This window comes from Streptomyces sp. NPDC046939 (assembly GCF_040644575.1).
Classification (GTDB): domain Bacteria; phylum Actinomycetota; class Actinomycetes; order Streptomycetales; family Streptomycetaceae; genus Streptomyces.
Genome location: NZ_JBEYWV010000035.1, coordinates 1 through 16933 on the forward strand (window position 1 = coordinate 1; position 16933 = coordinate 16933).

The window sequence follows — 16933 nt, forward strand, 5'->3', positions numbered from 1 at the left end:
AGCCACGACGAAAGCCGCAGACGCGTCTGCTCATGTCACGAGCAGACGCGTCCGCGGCTTGTCTGTGGCTGAGCGCGCAGTTCCCCGCGCCCCTGGGGGGGACGGCTGGATGCCGGCCCCGATCGATCCATACCAATCCGCGAAGCGCCCCGTCCCGAATGGCCGTCATGACGCTCGCGCCGTGCGGGCGGCGAGAGAGACCCGAGAGGGGTCGCGATGACAGCAACTGCCAGGGGACGCCGGGGGGTTCGCCCGGTGGCCGCGCTCGTCGCGGGCGCGCTGGCCGCAGGGGGGCTCGCCGCCGCCGGTGCGACCGCGCTCCGGCCGGGACAGGCGCACGCCTCCAGCCACCGGGAGGCTCCGCTGATCTCGGCGGACCCGCAGCACGACAACACGGACGTGTACGCGTTCGTCAGCCCCGACAAGCCGGACACGACGACGCTCGTCGCGAACTGGCTGCCGTTCGAGGAGCCGGCGGGCGGGCCGAACTTCTACCCGTTCGCGGAGAAGTCCCAGCACGACATCCACATCGACAGCGACGGCGACGGGCAGGGCGATCTGCTCTACCGCTGGACGTTCGACACGCAGACCAAGAACGGCAACACGTTCCTCTACAACACGGGCCCGGTCACCGGCCTCGACGACCCGGACCTCAACGTCACGCAGACCTACGACATCGACCTGCTCAAGCTGAAGGACCAGAAGGTCGTCTCCACGTCGAAGATCGCGAACGACGTGCCGGTCGCGCCGTCGAACGTCGGCAAGGCGTCGATGCCGAACTACAAGACGCTGCGCGACCAGGCGGTCCGCAAGGTGGAGGGCGGCGGCACGGCGTTCGCGGGGCAGGCCGACGACCCGTTCTTCCTGGATCTGCGCGTCTTCGACCTGCTGTACGGCGGTGACCTGTCCGAGGTCGGCCGGGACACGCTCGCCGGGTACAACGTGAACACGATCGCGCTCCAGGTGCCGACGGCCGAGCTGCGGCAGTCGGAGAAGCAGCCGGTCATCGGCGTCTGGTCGACGACGCAGCGCAAGAACGCCAAGGGCGGCTGGACGCAGGTGTCGCGGCTCGGTTCGCCGCTGGTCAACGAGGTCGTCGTCCCCCGGAAGGACAAGGACAGGTTCAACGCCTCGCACCCGTGGAACGACGCGGACTTCCTGCCGTACGTCACCAAGCCGGAGCTGCCGAAGCTCCTGCAGAAGATCTACGGTCTCAAGGCCCCGGCGGAGCCGCGCGACGACCTCGTGTCGGTCTTCCTGACCGGTGTGAAGGGGCTGACGCAGCCGCCGAACGTGCGGCCCGCCGAGATGCTGCGCCTGAACACGTCCGTCAAGCCGACGGACTCGCCCAAGCGGCTCGGCGTCCTCGACGGGGACAACGCCGGGTTCCCGAACGGGCGGCGGCTCACCGACGACGTCGTCGACATCGAACTCCAGGCCGTCGCGGGCGAGTTGCTCGGCAACAAGAACGACCTGGGCGACGCGGTGAACGCCAACGACCAGGCGTTCGGCGCCACCTTCCCGTACGTGGCGCTGCCCACGGCCGGTTCGCGCGGCCCGACGGCGAAGAAGGCGGACGGCGAGGACCAGACCCGCAGCGCGCTGAACGGCGGCGCGGCGAACACGGGCGCCTCGACCGGTTCGTCCGGCGACACCGACACCGTGCTGATCGCGTCGGCCGCGGCCGGTGCGGCGGGCGCCCTGCTCATCGGGCTCGGCCTCGCGTGGTGGCGGACCCGGGGGCGGCGCGGCGACGCCGCGTGACCCCTCCTGAACGGCGCGGCCCGTGCGAGCCCCCCCCGGGCCGCGCCTCCCCTTCCGTTCCCGGTTCGAGTTCGAGAGAGAAGGACGTTCCATGACTCCCCGCTTCTCAGGACGTACCGCTGTCGCCGCGTGCGCGCTGGCGCTCGCGCTCACGGGGGGCGCGATCGCCGTTGGCGGCAGCGGCGGCGGTCAGGGCCCCGCGCCCGCCGCCGTCGCGCCCGCCGCGCCGCTCGAGGGGCTCGGCACCGGCGGGCTCGACGCGGGCGTACGGGCCTTGCAGGCGCACCTGCGGGCCCAGCCGAAGGACGACGGGGGCTGGGCCGATCTCGGCACGGCCTATGTGGAGCAGGCCCGCACCCGGGGCGATCCGTCGCGCTACGCGGAGGCGGACCGGGCCCTGGCCCGCTCCCTGAAGCTGCGGCCCGACGGCAACGACGACGCGCTCGCCGGCCGTGCCGCGCTCGCCGCCGCCCGTCACGACTTCACGGGCGCGCTGCGCGACGCCCGCCGCGCGCTCGCCGTGAACCCGTACAGCGAGCGCGCCCTGTCCACCCGGATCGACGCGCTCGTCGAGCTGGGCCGCTACGGGGCGGCGTCCCGCGCCGCGGACGAGGCGGACGCGCGCCGCCCCGGGGTGCCCGTCTTCACGCGCTTCTCGTACGTGCGTGAGCTGCGCGGGGACGTGGCGGGGGCGCGGCGCCCCCTGGAGCAGGCGCTCGCCGGGGCGACGGCACCGGGCGACGTGTCCTACACGGCCACCTCCCTCGGCCAACTCGCGTATCGACAAGGCGACTTCTCGGCCGCCCTGCGCCACTGCGGGCGGGCGCTCCGCGCCGATCCGGGGTACGTGGCCGCGCTGGAGTGCCGGGCCCGGGCGCGGGCCGGCCGGGGCGACAGGGCGGGCGCCGTCCGGGACCTGCGGAACGTCGTGGCCCGCTACCCGCTGCCCGGCCCGCTCGTCGCGCTCGGCGAACTGTACGAGGCGCGGGGTGACAAGGCGGCGGCCCGCGAGCAGTACGGCCTGGTCTCGGCCTGGATCCGGCTGGCCCGCGCCAACGGGGTCGACGTCGACCTCGACACGGCCCTGGCCGCCGCCGACCACGGCGACCGCCGCGCCGCACTGCGGGCGGCCCGCGCCGAGTGGTCCCGCCGCCACACGCTCCACACGGCGGACGCCCTGGCCTGGGCCCTGCACGTCAACGGCCGCGACTCCGAGGCCCTGCCCTACGCCCGCTTCGCCACCCGCACCGGCTACCGCGACGCCACCTTCGCCTACCACCGGGGAGCCGTCGCACGCGGCGCGGAACGCGAGCAATGGCTGACCCGGGCGCTGCGCCTGAACCCGGAGTTCTCCCCGCTCGGGGCGCGAGCGGCGCGGGCGCTGCTGAGGGGCCGGTCATGACGCGCCCCGGGCCGGGCGGTCCGGGACGCGTCCGCGGGGCGGCCACCGGAGACGCCATCGGTCACGGCGCATCGCGGGGCGCTCCTCTCCTGCGCCGGGCGGGGGCCGGCCTTCTTCTCGTCCTCGCCCTCCTCCTGGCCCCGGCGCCCCGGGTGCACGCGCACCCCCTCGGGAACTTCACCACCAATACCTACGACGGTCTCGTCACCGCGCCCGAGCGGCTGCGCCTCACGCACGTCGAGGATCTCGCCGAGATCCCGGCGACGCAGGCGCGGGGCGCGGTCCAGCGGGCCGGGCTCGGGGGCTGGGCGCGGGAGCGGTGCGCGAAGGCCGTGCGCGGTACGGCGGTCACGGTCGACGGGGCGCGGGTCGCCGTCGGCCTGCGCTCCAGCCGCGCCGCCTACCGGCCCGGGCAGGCCGGGCTGCGGACCCTGCGCGTCGAGTGCCGGGCGACCGCGCCGCTGCCCCGCGAGCGGGCGGCCACCGTCCACTTCCGCGCGCCCGGGCGGCAAGGGCCCGGCTGGCACGAGATCACCGCCCAGGGCGACCGGACGACCCTCGCGCGCAGCGACGTCCCGCGTACGTCCCTCTCGCACGTCCTCACCCGGTACCCCGGAGACCTCCTCAAGTCGCCGCCCGACGCCACGACCGCCGATCTGCGCGTCACCCCGGGCGGGCCCGCCCTGCGCGAAGAGGAACCGCGCGGGCCCGGGGCGTCGGGCGTGCTGCCGCGCGGCGCCGACCGGTGGACCAGCGCGCTGACCGGGCTCGTCGCCCGCCACGACCTCACCCCGGGGTTCGCCGCGCTCGCCCTGGCCACCTCCCTGGTGCTGGGTGCCCTGCACGCGCTGGCCCCGGGCCACGGCAAGACCCTGATGGCGGCGACCGCGGCGGCCCGGGGCCGGGCCCGGCTGCGTGACGTGCTGCCGCTCGCCGCCTCCGTCACCGTCACGCACACCCTCGGCGTCGTCGCGCTCGGCGCCCTCGTGATCGGCGGCTCGGCGGCGGCCCCCTCGGTCGTGGCCTGGCTCGGGGTGGCCAGCGGCGTCCTCGTCACGGCCGCGGGGGTGACGCTCGTACGCAAGGCGTGGCGGAACAGGGCCCACCCGCACGGACACGACCACCCGCACCCGCATCCCCATCCCCATCCCCATCCGCACGATCCCCCTGGTCCTGGTCTCCGTGGCGCACTCTTCCTCGGGTTCGCCGGGGGGCTCGTGCCGAGTCCGTCCGCCGTCGTCGTCCTGGTGGGCGCCGCCGCGCTCGGGCAGGCGTGGTTCGGGGTGCTGCTCGTGCTCGCGTACGGGGCGGGGCTCGCCGTCACCCTGACCGCCGCCGGGTTCGTCGTCGTACGGGCGGGGGCGTTCGCGGCGCGGCGGATCGCGGGGAGCGGGGCGCGGGGGCGGCGCGCGGCGCGGCGCCTGGTGCCGCTGGGATCGGCCTGCGTGGTGCTCGCGCTCGGCTGTGGATTGGTCGTCAAGGGGGCCGCAACCGCGCTCGGTTGAGCTACTTTTGTTCAGGCTTGTCTTGCCGCAGATCCGCGAATGGGGGCACCCGTTGAGTGAGCGTGTGGTCGCGGGGCGGTACCGGCTGGTCGACCCGCTCGGCGAAGGCGGCATGGGCACGGTGTGGCGGGCCCGGGACGAGGTCCTCGGCCGTGAGGTGGCGGTCAAGGAGGTCCGGGCCCCGGCCGGGCTGCCGACGACCGACGTCGAGCGGATGTACGCCCGTCTGGAGCGGGAGGCGTGGGCCGCGGCCCGGGTCTCGCACCGCAATGTGGTGACGCTGTACGACGTGGCGACCGAGGACCACCGGCCCTGGATCGTGATGGAGCTGGTGCGCGGCGTCTCCCTGGCCGAGCAGCTCGACGCCGAGGGTCCGATGGAGCCGGCCCGCGCGGCGCACATCGGCGCCGAGGTCCTGGCCGCGTTGCGGGCCGCGCACGACGTGGGGGTCCTGCACCGCGACGTGAAGCCGGGCAACGTCCTCCTGTCGAACGACGGCCGGGTCGTGCTCACCGACTTCGGGATCGCCATGGTCGAGGGCACCTCGGCGCTGACGATGACCGGCGAGATCATCGGCTCCCCCGAATTCCTGGCGCCGGAGCGGGCGTTGGGCCGCGCGCCGGGCCCGGAGTCCGACCTGTGGTCGCTCGGGGTGCTGCTGTACGCGGCGGTCGAGGGGTACTCGCCGTTCCGGCAGGACACACCGCTGAGCACGCTGCGCGCGGTGGTCGACGAGGAGCTGCCGCCGCCGCGCCGGGCGGGCGCGCTCGCCCCGGTCATCGAGGGCCTGCTGCGCAAGGACCCGGCCGAGCGGACGGCGGCGGCGGACGCGGAGCGGGACCTTCGGGTCATCGGCGCGGGCGGGAACCCGTACGGGTATCCGGGAGCGGCGTCGCCGATGGCGGGGATGCCGACGGTGACCACGCGGCAGCAGCCGCCCTCGTCGACCCCTCCCCTGCCGGTGCCGGTGCCGCTCCCGTCCGGCGATCCGTCGACCACGGCCACGACCACGGTGACGGACGACGGGGGCCGGCGCTCCGCGCGGCGTGCCTCGCTCGCCCTGACGGCCGGGATCGTCGTCCTGCTCCTCGCCATCGGCGGTCTGACGTACGCGCTGCTCAACCGGGACGACGGCGGTAAGAACGACGGCTCCGCCGCCTCCGGGGGCAGCGGCGAACCCGGTACGAGCGGGGCGAGCGGTGCGGGCGGCGGCGGGAGCAGTTCCGCCCCGGCCCAGTCCGTCCGGGTCAGCGTGAGCGCGATCCGGGGCAGCTTCTCGGGGGCGTGCCCGCCGTCCGCGTCCCGGGCGCCCGCGTTCGCGGCGAGGATCACGGTGGGGCGCACCCCGGCTCAGGTGGAGTACCGCTGGGTCACCAGGAGCGGGAACGCGTCGGATCCGGGGTGGAAGACCCTGAGTTTCGGCGCGGGCGGTGCGCGCAGCCGTACGGTCGGCACCACGCAGACGGCGTACGAGGCGGGCGGGACGCTGCGCAACCGGATCGGCGTCGAGGTGCGCGCCCCGCGTACGGCGACCTCCAACTATGTGGCGTACGCGGTCACGTGCGAGGCGGCGGCCCCGTCCACCTCGTCGACGCCGCCGCCGAGGCCGTCGACGTCGTCGACGCCCCCCACGCCGTCGTCGACCCCGCCCACGTCGTCGAGCACGAGCGGGACCGCCACCTCTTCACCTTCACCGAGCTACTAGGGCCTGCCTGACGCCTACGCCGCCGACGTCAGCACGGGCAGGTAGCCGCCCGACTGTCCGGCGGCCGTCGGGTGGTAGGACTCGCCGATGTTGGTCCAGTTGACGCTGTGCAGCCACGGGCTGCCCGAGCAGATCTCGTGTCCGCTGAACTTGGCGGCCACGTCGCCGTAGGTGAAGCCGTGGTCGGCGACGCGCTTGGCGATGGTGCTGTTGAGCAGGTCGGCGGCGGAGTTGATGGCCGACCGCTTGGTGTCGGAGAGGCCGGCGATGCAGGAGCCGCCGAGCTTGTAGAAGCGGGGGTAGCCGAGGACGACGACGTGGGCGGCGGGTGCCTTGGCGCTGATCGCCGAGTACACCTTGTCGAGGTCGCCGGGCAGGGTCGAGGTGACGTAGGCGCGCGCCTGGTTGATGCGGTTGATGCAGGTGGACTCGGAGTTGAGGACGCAGGTCGTCATGACGTCGGCGAACCCGGCGTCGTTGCCGCCGACGCTGATCGAGACGAGGCCGGTGCCGGAGGAGAGCGGGCCGAGCTGGCCGGAGAGGACGTCTGCCGTCTTGGCGCCCGAACACGCGGTGAAGTTGAAGCTGGAGGGCGCGTGGGCGGCGGCCCACAGCGCCGGATAGGACTTGGTGGAGCGCTTGCAGTCGCCGCTGGCGCTGTCGTAGCTGCCGGACCCGACCCCGGAGGAGTACGAGTCGCCGAGGGCCACGTAGCCGGTGGCCGCCGCCGTGTCGGAGGCGTGGGCCGCGCCCGCGCCGGTGAGGGCGGCCGTGGCGGCGAAGAGGAACGAGGTCACGTATGCCGCAAGTCGGAAACGTCTCATGGAACCTCCTTTAGCAGGATCTCTGCTGACAACTGTGGTACCACGCGCCACAGTTACCGGGAAGTACCTCCGACGGACATTCGCCCAGCGTTCAATTACAGGTTCATGTCACGGAACTGACATACCCTCACCTGGCGACTTGACGCCTCTACGACCCTGCGCCACATTGAAGTCCGGCATCCGGCGCTTCGGGGGGCAAAGTCGCCAATGCAGACCATTCGGATCAAGCGCCCGTCGAGCGACGTGCCCCGTCTGCTCGCGGGCGCCGCCACCGTGGCCGGGGGCGCGGGCCTGGTCCTCGTCCTCGCGGACGTCCGCACGCCGCTGCGCGGACCGCTCGCGCTCTGCTGTCTGCTGGCCCCGCCCGGCACCGTGTTCGCCGTCGCGCTGCGCGGCCTCGACCCGTGGGCGCGGGGCGTCCTCTCCGTCACCGGCGCGGTCACCGTGGTCATGCTGGTGGCCACGGGCATGCTCGCCACCCGGCACTGGTCGGTCGAGGGCGGGGTGATCGTCGTGGGGGCGCTGAGCGCCCTCGCCCTCATAGGCCGGTACGCGCTCCGGTCGCGGCAGCATCCGTAGAGAACGGCAGTCGATTCCGCACGTCCACCGGACGAGAGGGACCGGACCTGTGAGCAGATCCGCCGCGCGCCCGGCGCTCCCGGCCGGTCCCGCGCCCGCCCGCACGCCCGTACGGCACGCCGCGCCACGCGTCAGCGTGGTCGTGCCCGCCCTGAACGAGGCGGAGAACCTCCCGCACGTCTTCGCCACCCTGCCCGACTGGATCCATGAGGTCGTCCTCGTGGACGGCGCCTCCACCGACGGCACCGCCGAGGTCGCCCGCGCGCTGCGGCCCGGGGTGGTCGTCGTGCCGCAGCGGGGGAAGGGCAAGGGGGACGCGCTGATCAGCGGCTTCCGGGCGTGCTCCGGCGACATCGTCGTGACGGTCGACGCGGACGGCTCCGCCGACGGCCGCGAGATCGGCTCCTACGTCGCCGCGCTCCTCGGCGGCGCCGACTTCGCCAAGGGTTCGCGGTTCACTCCGGGCGGCGCGACCGACGACATGACGACGGTCCGCAGGCTCGGCAACCGGGCGCTGTGCGCGGCCGTCAACGCCAAGTTCGGGGCGCGCTACACCGATCTCTGCTACGGCTACAACGCGTTCTGGCGCCGCTGCCTCGACGTGATCGACCTCGACTGCACCGGCTTCGAGGTGGAGACCCTGATGAACATCCGGGTCGTCACGGCGGGGCTGCGGGTGCGGGAGGTCCCGAGCCACGAGCACCTGCGGATCCACGGCGCGAGCAAGCTGCGCGCGGTCCGGGACGGGCTGCGGGCCCTGCACGTCATCCTGCGGGAGCGCCCGAACCGGCGTGCGCGCCGCACCGGGCCGTTCGCCGCACGGCTCGACGCGGCGCGCGGGCGGTTGCCTTGACCGCCTGTCAGAACGGATCGCGGCGGCCCACGGCGTCCGTCGTCGTCTGCGCGTACACCGAGGACCGCTGGCCCGGCATCCTCGCGGCGGTCGCCTCCGTACGGGCGCAGTCCTATCCGGCGCTGGAGATCCTCCTCGTCGTCGACCACTGTCCGGCGCTGCTCGACCGGCTGAGCAGGGCGTACGAGGGGACGACCGGGCTCCGCGTCCTCGCGAACGCCGGGCCGCGCGGCCTGTCCGCCGGGCGGAACACCGGCGTCGCCGCCTCGTCCGGGGAGATCGTCGCGTTCCTCGACGACGACGCGGTGGCGGAGCCCGACTGGCTGCACCATCTCGCCGCCGCCTACGCCGACCCGCGCGTGCTGGCGGTCGGCGGGCGCACGGAGCCGGTCTGGGCGTCGGGGCGCCGGCCCGGCTGGTTCCCGGAGGAGTTCGACTGGGTCGTGGGCTGCACCTACCGGGGGCTGCCGCACGGCACGGCGCGGGTCCGCAACGTGCTGGGCGGCAACGCCTCGTACCGGCGCACCGCCCTGGCGGCGGCGGGCGGCTTCGCCACCGGCATCGGCCGGGGCGGCGGCCCGCGCCCGCTCGGCGGCGAGGAGACGGAACTCTGCATCCGCCTCGCCCGCGCGCGACCGGACGCCGTCCTGCTGATCGAGGACCGGGCCGTGATCCACCACCACGTCCCGCCCGAACGCGAACGGTTCGCCTACTTCCGCGCCCGCGCCTACGCGGAAGGGCTCTCGAAGGCCCGGATCACGCGGAGGGTCGGCACGGGCAGCGGTCTCAGCTCCGAACGCGCGTACGTCACGCGCACGCTCCCGGCCGCGCTCGCGCGAGCGGCCCGGGACGTCCTGCGGGGCCGCCCGGACGGCGCGGCCCGCGCCGGGGCCGTCGTGACCGGGGTGGCCCTGGCGACGGCCGGTTACGTACGGGAGAGGGCGGCGCCATGAGGGCGCCCGCGCGGGACGGAGACCGTGCGGCGGTCCCGGTGCTGATGTACCACGCGGTCACGGACGAGCCGGGCCGCGCGGTCCGGCGGTTGTCGGTCACACCGGGGCAGTTCGCCACGCAGATGGAGATCCTCGCCGCGCACCGGCGCACCCCGCTGACCGTCGCGGAGCTGGCCGCGCTCTGGCGCGGGCGCGGCGGAAGACTCCCCGCGCGGCCCGTTCTCCTCACCTTCGACGACGGGTACGAGGGGGTGCACCGGCACGCGCTGCCCGTGCTCGCCGCCCACGGATTCACGGCCACCCTGTTCGTGGCGACGGGCTGGCTGCGCGGCCCGTACGACACCGGGGGCGGACTCGACACCATGCTCGACTGGGGGCAGGTGCGGGAGCTGGCCGCGCACGGCGTGGAGATCGGCGGCCACAGCCACACGCATCCGCCGCTCGATCAACTCACGTCCGGAGAACTCCGGTTGGAGCTGGCGCGCTGTCTGGACGTCATCGGGGACGAGCTGGGCGCGCCGCCCGTCTCCTTCGCCTACCCCTACGGGCACTCCGACCGGCGCGTGCGGCAGGCCGTCCGCGCCGCCGGCTTCGCGCAGGCCCTCGCCGTCGGCAACGGTCTCGCCCGGCGCCGTCAGGGCCCGTACGCCCTGCGGCGTCTCACCGTGCGCCGGTCCACCGGGCCCGAGGTGTTCGAGCGTCTGGTCGAGGGCCGCGCGGTCGGTGCGCACTTCGCCGGGGACCGGGCGCTGACCAAGGCGTACGCCGTGCTCCGTGGCGCCCGGAGAGCCGTACGGGCCCGTGGCTGACACGGTGACGGCCACCGGCGGCGCCCACGCCACCCCGCCCGGTCCGGGGCCGCCGGACGACCGCCTGTTCCGCAACGCCTACGCGCTGATGCTGAACACCGTCGTCTCCGGCGTCCTCGGGGTCGGCTTCTGGCTGGCCGCCGCGCACTACTACACGGCGGACGCGGTCGGCCGGGGCTCCGCCGCGATCGCCGCGATGAAGCTCCTCGCCGGGCTCACCGCCGTGTCCCTGACCGGCGCCCTGGCCCGCTTCCTGCCCGTCGCGGGCCGCGCCACCGGCCGCTTCGTCCTGCGTACGTACGCGTGGAGCGCGAGCGGCGTGGCGTTCGCGGCCGTCGTCTTCCTGCTGACGCTGGACGCCTGGGGGCCCTCGTACCGCTTCCTGCACGGGCCGCTGCCCGGCCTCGGGTTCGTCGCCGCCGTCGTCGCCTGGTCGCTGCTCACCTTGCAGGACGGTGTGCTCACCGGGTTGCGCAGCGCGCTGTGGGTGCCGGTCGGCAACGCCGTGTTCTCGGCGGTGAAGCTGGCGCTGCTCGTCGCGTTCGCCGTCGCTCTGCCCGCCACGGGCGTCTACGTGTCATGGGTGGCGGCCATCGCCTTCTCGCTGCTGCCGCTCGGCTGGCTGGTCCTGCGACGGCTCGTGCCCCGGCACGTGGCGGCCACCGGCGACGGGGCGGGGGCGCCTCCGACGGCGCGCGAGGTGGGCCGCTTCCTGGCGGGCGACTCCACCGGCTCGCTGTTCTCGCTGGCCGTGGTCTTCCTCGTACCGGTGATCATCGCCTCGCGGGTCTCCTCCGCCGACAACGCCTACTTCTACGTCGCGGCCACGGTCGGCGCCACGGTCAACCTGCTCGCCGTCAACATGGGCGCGTCCCTGACCGTCGAGGGCTCGCACGACCCCGCGCGGCTCGCCGCGCACACCCGGGCCGCGCTGCGCCGCATGGCCCGCATCATGCTCCCGGTCTGCGGCGCGCTGCTGCTCCTCGCGCCGTACGTGCTGCGGGTGTTCGGGCGGGACTACGCGGAGGCGGCCACCCCGCTGCTGCGCCTGCTCGCCGTCGGCGCGGCCCTGCGCGTCGTCATGGAGATCTACTTCGCGGTGCTGCGGGCGCAGAGCAGGACGTCCGGGCTCGCCTGGCTGCAAGGGCTGCTCTGCGCCCTGGTCCTCGGCCTGACGCTGCTGTTCCTGCCCCCGATGGGGCTGACCGGTGCGGGCGTCGCCGAGGTCTGCGCGCTCGCCGTGGTCCTGGCGGTCGCGGCGCCGAGGCTGTGGCGCGTCGTGCGCACCGCGCCGCCCCCGGCGCCGGTCGCGGACGCGCCTCCCGACGGCGACCTCGCCGATCTCGACGCGCCGACGCTGCGCGCCCGCCCGCGGACCGTCGCGGAAGCGCTGCGCGACGCCGTCGGCTCGGCCGCGCTGCGGCTCGCGGTCCGCCTCCACCTGAGCCGGTACACGACCGTCGAGGCCGCCCCGGACCCGCTCTACGACGCGGCCGGTGTCCCGGACGCGGAGCCGCCGCGACCGGCTCCGCGCCCCACCGTGGCGGCCGTCGCGCTGCTGCTCCTCGCCGCGCTCGCCCTGTACTGGGGCCCGGTCCTCGGCATGGACGACGCGGACCTCGACGCGATGGGCGGGCTCGGGCTCGTCTCCGTCCTGCCCCCGGCCACCCTGGCGGGCGCCGCGCTGCTCGTCCTCGTCTTCACGTCGCTGCTCTGGCTCGAATCCCCGCACAAGCCCTTGCTGTGGCTCACCCTGCTCGCCACCGTCGTCTCCCTGCACGCGCTGCCCGCCGTGGTCGAGGCGGAGCCCCGGTTCGCCACAGCCTGGCGGCACTGGGGCTTCCTGGACCACATCGACCGCACCGGCACCACCGCCCCCGCTCTGGACGCCCGCTGGAGCTGGCCCGGGTTCTTCGCCGCCGCCGCGTTCCTCGCCCGGGCCTGCGGCGTGGACGATCCGGAACCGCTCCTGCGCTGGTGGCCACTGGCCCTCCACCTGCTGTGCCTGGCGCCGATGTCCCTGCTGCTGCGCTCGGTGCGCGCGCACTGGCGGGCCAGATGGACCGGCCTGTGGATCTTCGTCCTGAGCGGCTGGGTGGGCCAGGACTACTTCTCGCCGCAAGGCTTCACGTACCTGCTGTACCTGGTGTTCGTGGCGGTCCTGCTCGGCTGGTTCCGGCCGCCGCACGCGCTGGGCGCCACGTGGCGGCCCGGCGAGACCGAGGCCGAACCGGCCGACCCCCGTCTGCGCGCCGCGCTCCTCGTCCTGCTCCTCGCCGTGTTCGCGGCGACCGTCCCCGCGCACCAGCTCACCCCGTTCATGATGCTGGGCGTCCTGACCGCCCTCGTCCTGGCGGGCCGCTGCGTACTGCCGGGTCTGCCGCTGCTGTGCGGGGTCATGGCCGTCGGCTGGCTCGGCTTCGCCGCGGAACCGTACTGGGCGGGGCATCTCGGCGACCTTCTCGGCGGCGTCGGCGGCATCGGCGGGAACGTCTCCTCGTCGGTCTCCGGCCGCCTCCGGGGCAGCGACCCCCAGCACGCCCTCGTCCTCTACGCGCGCGTGCTCCTCGCGGGCGGCGTCCTCACCGGCGCCCTGTGCGGCTGGTGGCGCCGCCGCGCGTGGCGGTACCGCGAACGCTCCCTGCCCGTCCTCGCCTTCGTCCCCTTCCTCGGTCTCGGCCTCCAGTCGTACGGGGGTGAGATGGCGCTCCGCGTCTTCCTGTTCGCCCTCCCCGGCGCCGCGCTCCTCGCCGGTCTCGCCCTGTTCCCCCGCGCCGGGCTGACCGCGCGGGAACGCGACCGGGACCGGGTCAGCGTCGCCCCGCTGGCCGCGCTCCTCGCCGGGCTGCTGCTCATGGGCGGCTTCCTGGTGGCCCGCTGGGGCAACGAGCCGTTCGAACGGGTCAGGCCCGGCGAGGCCGCGGCGATGGAGTACGTCTACGCCCACGACGATCCGGCCGTCCGGCTGCTGTGGCTGAGCCGCGACCCGGCCGCCGACGTGACGCCGTCGCTGCCGTGGGGCGCCCGCGACATGGAACGGGTCCACTACGTGCCGGTGCGCGCGCCGGCCGACCCGGTCCTGGTCGACGGGCTGGTCAAGGCGGTGACGGGGGCGGGCCCGCCCGCGTACCTGATGGTCAACGAGAGCCAGGTCGCGTTCCTGCGGCTCGACGCCGGTTACCCCCGGTCCTGGGCCGGCCGGCTCCTGCGCCGCCTCGACGCACGGCAGGAGTTGGAGAAGGTGTACGTCAACGAGGACGTGACCCTGTACCGGTCACGGGCGCGGCCGTCCGGCCCGGTCGAGCGCGCCGACGCCGGTCCGGCCGGGCCGCACATCACCTGGACGCCGTGGACGGTCCTCGGCGCCCTCGCGGCGGTCGCACTGACCGTGCTGCTCGCGGTGCGCGAGGTGGTCCGGGTGGCGCGCCCGCCGGGCATGCGGCGCCCGCGATGGCTGAACCGTACGTCCCGGTGGGCGTGGGCGCTGCTCGCGGTGGTCGCCGTGGCGCTGGTCCGGCGCTTCGTCACGCTGGGCCCCTCATGACGGCGCCTCACCGGCGCAGCCACGTCACCTCGTACCCCCGCATCGCCAACCGCCGCCCGTCGACCTCGGCGCCGACCGGCCGGTCCAGGGTGTTGACCACCAGGACCGCCCGGTCGTCGGCGAGGACGCGCACGTGCGACGCGTCGGCCCCGGCGACGGTCACGCGGCGGAACCTCGTGCCCGGCCCGAACTCCTCGTGGAACCGCGACACGAGCCCGTACATGGGGAGCGCGCCGCCGCCGGAGGCGCGGCCGGTGGGCCGCCACAGGCATCCCGCGCACGAACTCCCCGTCCGCGTCTCGGGGTTCCAGTAGAAGCCGGAGGTGACGCCGCCCTTCGCGAGCGCCATCAGCCCCGCGGCCTGGACGGCGACGCGGTGCTGTTCGCCCCAGCGCGTGCGGGCGCCCCGGGCGTCGGCGGGCTCCACGTAGTACTCGGCCCACCACAGCGGCAGTCCGCCGGTCCGTCTCCTGAGCCACGCGCTGACGTCGGTGAACTTGTCGGTGGCCGCGAACGCGTCGGGCAGGGGTACGTCGCCGCGCGGGTAGCTGGTGCCGTCGACGACGACGAAGTCGGCGCCCGCCTTGTGCTCGTTCCAGTAGTCGAACGCGTCGACGACCCGCTGGTCGAGGCGCCCCCACGCGCCCTCGGCCGCGTCCGGTGACCCGCCGTTCCCGTGTCCGGGGCCGACGCTGTCCATGCCCAGGTACGGGCCGCCGACCTGAATGTCCTTGTCGACTTTCTTCAGCGCCCGATACACCAGGTTGTAGAGCCTCGTGTAGCCCTCGTAGTCCCAGCGTCCGCGCCGCTCGTCCCAGAACCCCTTGAACTCGTTCCACACGAGGAAGTGGCGTACGGAGGGGTAGTGCCCGGCGACCGCCGCCGCGAGGTCCGCGAAGTCCTGGTAGTGCGCGGGGAGGGGCGCCTTCTCCAGGTTCTCCTGGCTCCAGTCGGTGTTCCGCGCGCCCGGCCTCCCGCCCTTCATCCAGTCGGGCGCGCAGCACAGCGTGATCACCGGCGTCCCGCCGGACCTGCGGATCAGCTCCATGCGGCTGTCCATCGCGGCGAAGTCGTACCGGCCCGGCGCCGGTTCGGGGTTGCCCGCTCCCCAGCCCATGATCGCCTCGTTCTGCGGCATCGGCCGGGACCCGAGCAGCTTCTCGGCACGCTCACGGGCGGCGGGTGCGCCCTCGTCCGCCGAGTGCTCGGTGTGGGTGAGGCCCCAGCCGACCCCGGGGCGCCCCGGCAGTGGCGGCGCGGACGGCGTCCGGTGCCCCTTGCCGCCGGGGTCGGCGAGGGTGCCGGGCACAGCGAGGATGACGGCCAGCGCCGCCACCGCCACGCCGAGCAGAGCGGTGAGCCGCCACCGCCACGCCCCCGGACCCCACCCACGACGTCCCATCGACTCCGAGGGTAGTGAGCCGGACCGAAGCCGCACACCGGAAATCTCCGTGCGGACCGGCCGTTCGTGACGGATCATGGCGGGCATGTCCGCGAACCCTTTCGACGCGCTGCCCGTCCGGCTGGGCGTCGACGACAGCGACTCGCCCTCCGACGTCGTCGACGCGCTGTTCCTGGGCCGCTTCGCCACGGGCGAGCAGCCCCACTCCCGAGCCACCAACATCGACCGGGTCCGCTCCGGCGCCACCCTGCTGCCGCCCGACGCCCGCGTGCTGCGCTCCGCCCGCGACGACGACCGCAGCGCCACGCTCGCCGACGGCGACGGCTGGACGCTGCTCGTCTCCCGCTGGAACCGGGGCGCGGACGTCACCGTCACCGCGACCAGCGCCGAACTCGCCGAGACCGTCCTCAAGCGGGCCACCGACGGCGCCGCCGACGAACCGGAGCCCCAGCCGGAGAACGTGACGATGGGGTTCTGGTACGTCTCGCCCCGGCGCGGCCCGTACCGCACGACCCGGCAGATCTCGGCCGGTACGTGGGAAGAGGTGCGCGGCAACTACACCGAGCCGGTCGCCGAGGCCATGGACCAGCTCATGAAGACCCGGCCCGAGGACATCGCGGGCCGCCTCCTGCTCCTGCACGGCCCGCCGGGGACGGGCAAGACGTCGGCGCTGCGCACCCTCGCCCGGTCCTGGCGGGACTGGTGCCAGGTCGACTGCGTGCTCGACCCCGAGCGGCTCTTCTCCGACGTCGGCTACCTCATGGACATCGCGATCGGGGAGGACGACGGCACCGCGAAGGGCCGCTGGCGGCTGCTGCTCCTTGAGGACTGCGACGAGCTGATCCGCGGCGAGGCCAAGCACACCGCGGGCCAGGCCCTGTCGCGGCTGCTCAACCTGACGGACGGGCTGCTCGGCCAGGGCCGCAACGTCCTGGTGGGCGTCACCACCAACGAGGACCTGGAGCGCCTGCACCCGGCCGTGGTCCGGCCCGGCCGCTGCCTCGCCCGGATCGAGGTCGGCCCGCTGACCCGCCGCGAGGCGACCGGCTGGCTCGGCACCGAGGAAGGCATCGGCCGCGACGGCGCGACCCTCGCCGAGCTGTACGCGCTGCGCCGGGGCATCTCGCCGACCTCGGTACCGGAACAGCGCGGCGGGGACGCGGAGGCAGGGCTGTACCTGTAGCGCGGCCGTCGGATCACGCGTACGCGGCGCGCACCGCGTCCCGGGCCGCCGCGAGGGCCGCCTCCTCGGAGAGCCCGAGGCGCCGGACGCGTTCGGCGAACGCCTGCGCGGCGGCCGATGCCTCCTTGGCGGCGGCGTCACCGGCGGCGGCGACGAACGTGCCGTTGCGCCCGCGCGTCTCGATCACCCCGTCCGCCTCCAGGGCCCGGTACGCCTTCGCCACCGTGTTGGCGGCGAGCCCCAGCTCCTCGGCGAGGCCGCGCACCGTGGGCAGCTTGTACCCGACGGGGAGCGCGCCCGCCCTGGCCTGCTCGCTGATCTGGGCCCGCACCTGCTCGTAGGGCGCGGCGCTGTCGTCGATACGGATCTTCAAGGTCACCGCACGATTGTCGCGCAGGGTCCGCCCGTCC

The 16933-nt window shown here is 74.9% G+C and carries 13 protein-coding genes; 10 read left to right on the plus strand and 3 right to left on the minus strand.

Features of this window, described 5'->3' with window-relative positions; all coding sequences use genetic code 11:
• Positions 1-216 precede the first annotated feature (216 nt).
• The 4 genes from ABZ877_RS31040 (at position 217) to ABZ877_RS31055 (ending at position 6376) form a co-directional block, all read left to right on the plus strand.
• Positions 217-1764 (plus strand): DUF4331 domain-containing protein, encoded by a 1548-nt coding sequence (locus ABZ877_RS31040; protein WP_361077863.1) that lies wholly within the window; start codon positions 217-219, stop codon positions 1762-1764.
• 91 nt (positions 1765-1855) lie between these two features.
• On the plus strand, positions 1856-3166 hold the full coding sequence (locus ABZ877_RS31045; RefSeq protein ID WP_361077866.1) for a hypothetical protein: 1311 nt from the start codon (positions 1856-1858) through the stop codon (positions 3164-3166).
• Complete coding sequence (locus ABZ877_RS31050; RefSeq protein ID WP_361077869.1) at positions 3163-4671, plus strand: sulfite exporter TauE/SafE family protein; 1509 nt, start codon at positions 3163-3165, stop codon at positions 4669-4671. Before ABZ877_RS31045 ends, ABZ877_RS31050 begins: the two co-directional genes overlap by 4 nt.
• A gap of 52 nt (positions 4672-4723) precedes the next feature.
• Positions 4724-6376, plus strand: a complete 1653-nt coding sequence (locus ABZ877_RS31055; RefSeq protein ID WP_361077872.1) for a serine/threonine-protein kinase — start codon at positions 4724-4726, stop codon at positions 6374-6376.
• Between the two features lie 14 nt (positions 6377-6390).
• Here ABZ877_RS31055 and ABZ877_RS31060 read toward each other — a convergent pair whose 3' ends face one another.
• On the minus strand, positions 6391-7200 hold the full coding sequence (locus ABZ877_RS31060) for an SGNH/GDSL hydrolase family protein (RefSeq protein WP_361077875.1): 810 nt from the start codon (positions 7198-7200) through the stop codon (positions 6391-6393).
• 207 nt (positions 7201-7407) lie between these two features.
• Between ABZ877_RS31060 and ABZ877_RS31065 the strand changes: the two genes are divergently transcribed.
• The 5 genes from ABZ877_RS31065 to pelG all read left to right on the plus strand — a co-directional run bounded on the left by ABZ877_RS31065 (position 7408) and on the right by pelG (position 13938).
• A complete protein-coding gene (locus ABZ877_RS31065) occupies positions 7408-7779 on the plus strand; it encodes a hypothetical protein (RefSeq protein WP_361077878.1) in 372 nt (123 codons plus the stop codon).
• Positions 7780-7915: 136 nt separating this feature from the next.
• Positions 7916-8632 (plus strand): glycosyltransferase family 2 protein, encoded by a 717-nt coding sequence (locus tag ABZ877_RS31070; protein ID WP_361078095.1) that lies wholly within the window; start codon positions 7916-7918, stop codon positions 8630-8632.
• Complete coding sequence (locus ABZ877_RS31075) at positions 8629-9585, plus strand: glycosyltransferase family 2 protein (RefSeq protein WP_361077881.1); 957 nt, start codon at positions 8629-8631, stop codon at positions 9583-9585. The genes ABZ877_RS31070 and ABZ877_RS31075 overlap by 4 nt, the downstream gene beginning before the upstream one ends.
• Complete coding sequence (locus tag ABZ877_RS31080; RefSeq protein ID WP_361077884.1) at positions 9582-10394, plus strand: polysaccharide deacetylase family protein; 813 nt, start codon at positions 9582-9584, stop codon at positions 10392-10394. Before ABZ877_RS31075 ends, ABZ877_RS31080 begins: the two co-directional genes overlap by 4 nt.
• A gap of 88 nt (positions 10395-10482) precedes the next feature.
• Positions 10483-13938 (plus strand): exopolysaccharide Pel transporter PelG, encoded by a 3456-nt coding sequence (pelG, locus tag ABZ877_RS31085; protein ID WP_361078098.1) that lies wholly within the window; start codon positions 10483-10485, stop codon positions 13936-13938.
• A gap of 7 nt (positions 13939-13945) precedes the next feature.
• Here pelG and ABZ877_RS31090 read toward each other — a convergent pair whose 3' ends face one another.
• A complete protein-coding gene (locus ABZ877_RS31090) occupies positions 13946-15340 on the minus strand; it encodes a xylan 1,4-beta-xylosidase (RefSeq protein WP_361077887.1) in 1395 nt (464 codons plus the stop codon).
• An 85-nt stretch (positions 15341-15425) separates the two neighbouring features.
• Here ABZ877_RS31090 and ABZ877_RS31095 point away from each other — a divergent pair, with 85 nt between their 5' ends.
• Positions 15426-16523 (plus strand): DUF5925 domain-containing protein, encoded by a 1098-nt coding sequence (locus ABZ877_RS31095; protein WP_361077890.1) that lies wholly within the window; start codon positions 15426-15428, stop codon positions 16521-16523.
• 13 nt (positions 16524-16536) lie between these two features.
• On the opposite strand, the gene ABZ877_RS31100 is transcribed toward ABZ877_RS31095, so the two are convergent.
• Complete coding sequence (locus ABZ877_RS31100; protein WP_361077893.1) at positions 16537-16902, minus strand: GntR family transcriptional regulator; 366 nt, start codon at positions 16900-16902, stop codon at positions 16537-16539.
• Positions 16903-16933 lie beyond the last annotated feature (31 nt).

Coding starts and splice junctions, on each gene's coding strand:
- ABZ877_RS31095 (WP_361077890.1), top strand. CDS start 15,426: ATGTCCGCGAACCCTTTCGACGCGCTGCCCGTCCGGCTGGGCGTCGAC.
- ABZ877_RS31045 (WP_361077866.1), top strand. CDS start 1,856: ATGACTCCCCGCTTCTCAGGACGTACCGCTGTCGCCGCGTGCGCGCTG.
- ABZ877_RS31065 (WP_361077878.1), top strand. CDS start 7,408: ATGCAGACCATTCGGATCAAGCGCCCGTCGAGCGACGTGCCCCGTCTG.
- ABZ877_RS31060 (WP_361077875.1), bottom strand. CDS start 7,200: ATGAGACGTTTCCGACTTGCGGCATACGTGACCTCGTTCCTCTTCGCC.
- ABZ877_RS31040 (WP_361077863.1), top strand. CDS start 217: ATGACAGCAACTGCCAGGGGACGCCGGGGGGTTCGCCCGGTGGCCGCG.
- ABZ877_RS31080 (WP_361077884.1), top strand. CDS start 9,582: ATGAGGGCGCCCGCGCGGGACGGAGACCGTGCGGCGGTCCCGGTGCTG.
- ABZ877_RS31050 (WP_361077869.1), top strand. CDS start 3,163: ATGACGCGCCCCGGGCCGGGCGGTCCGGGACGCGTCCGCGGGGCGGCC.
- ABZ877_RS31090 (WP_361077887.1), bottom strand. CDS start 15,340: ATGGGACGTCGTGGGTGGGGTCCGGGGGCGTGGCGGTGGCGGCTCACC.
- pelG (WP_361078098.1), top strand. CDS start 10,483: ATGCTGAACACCGTCGTCTCCGGCGTCCTCGGGGTCGGCTTCTGGCTG.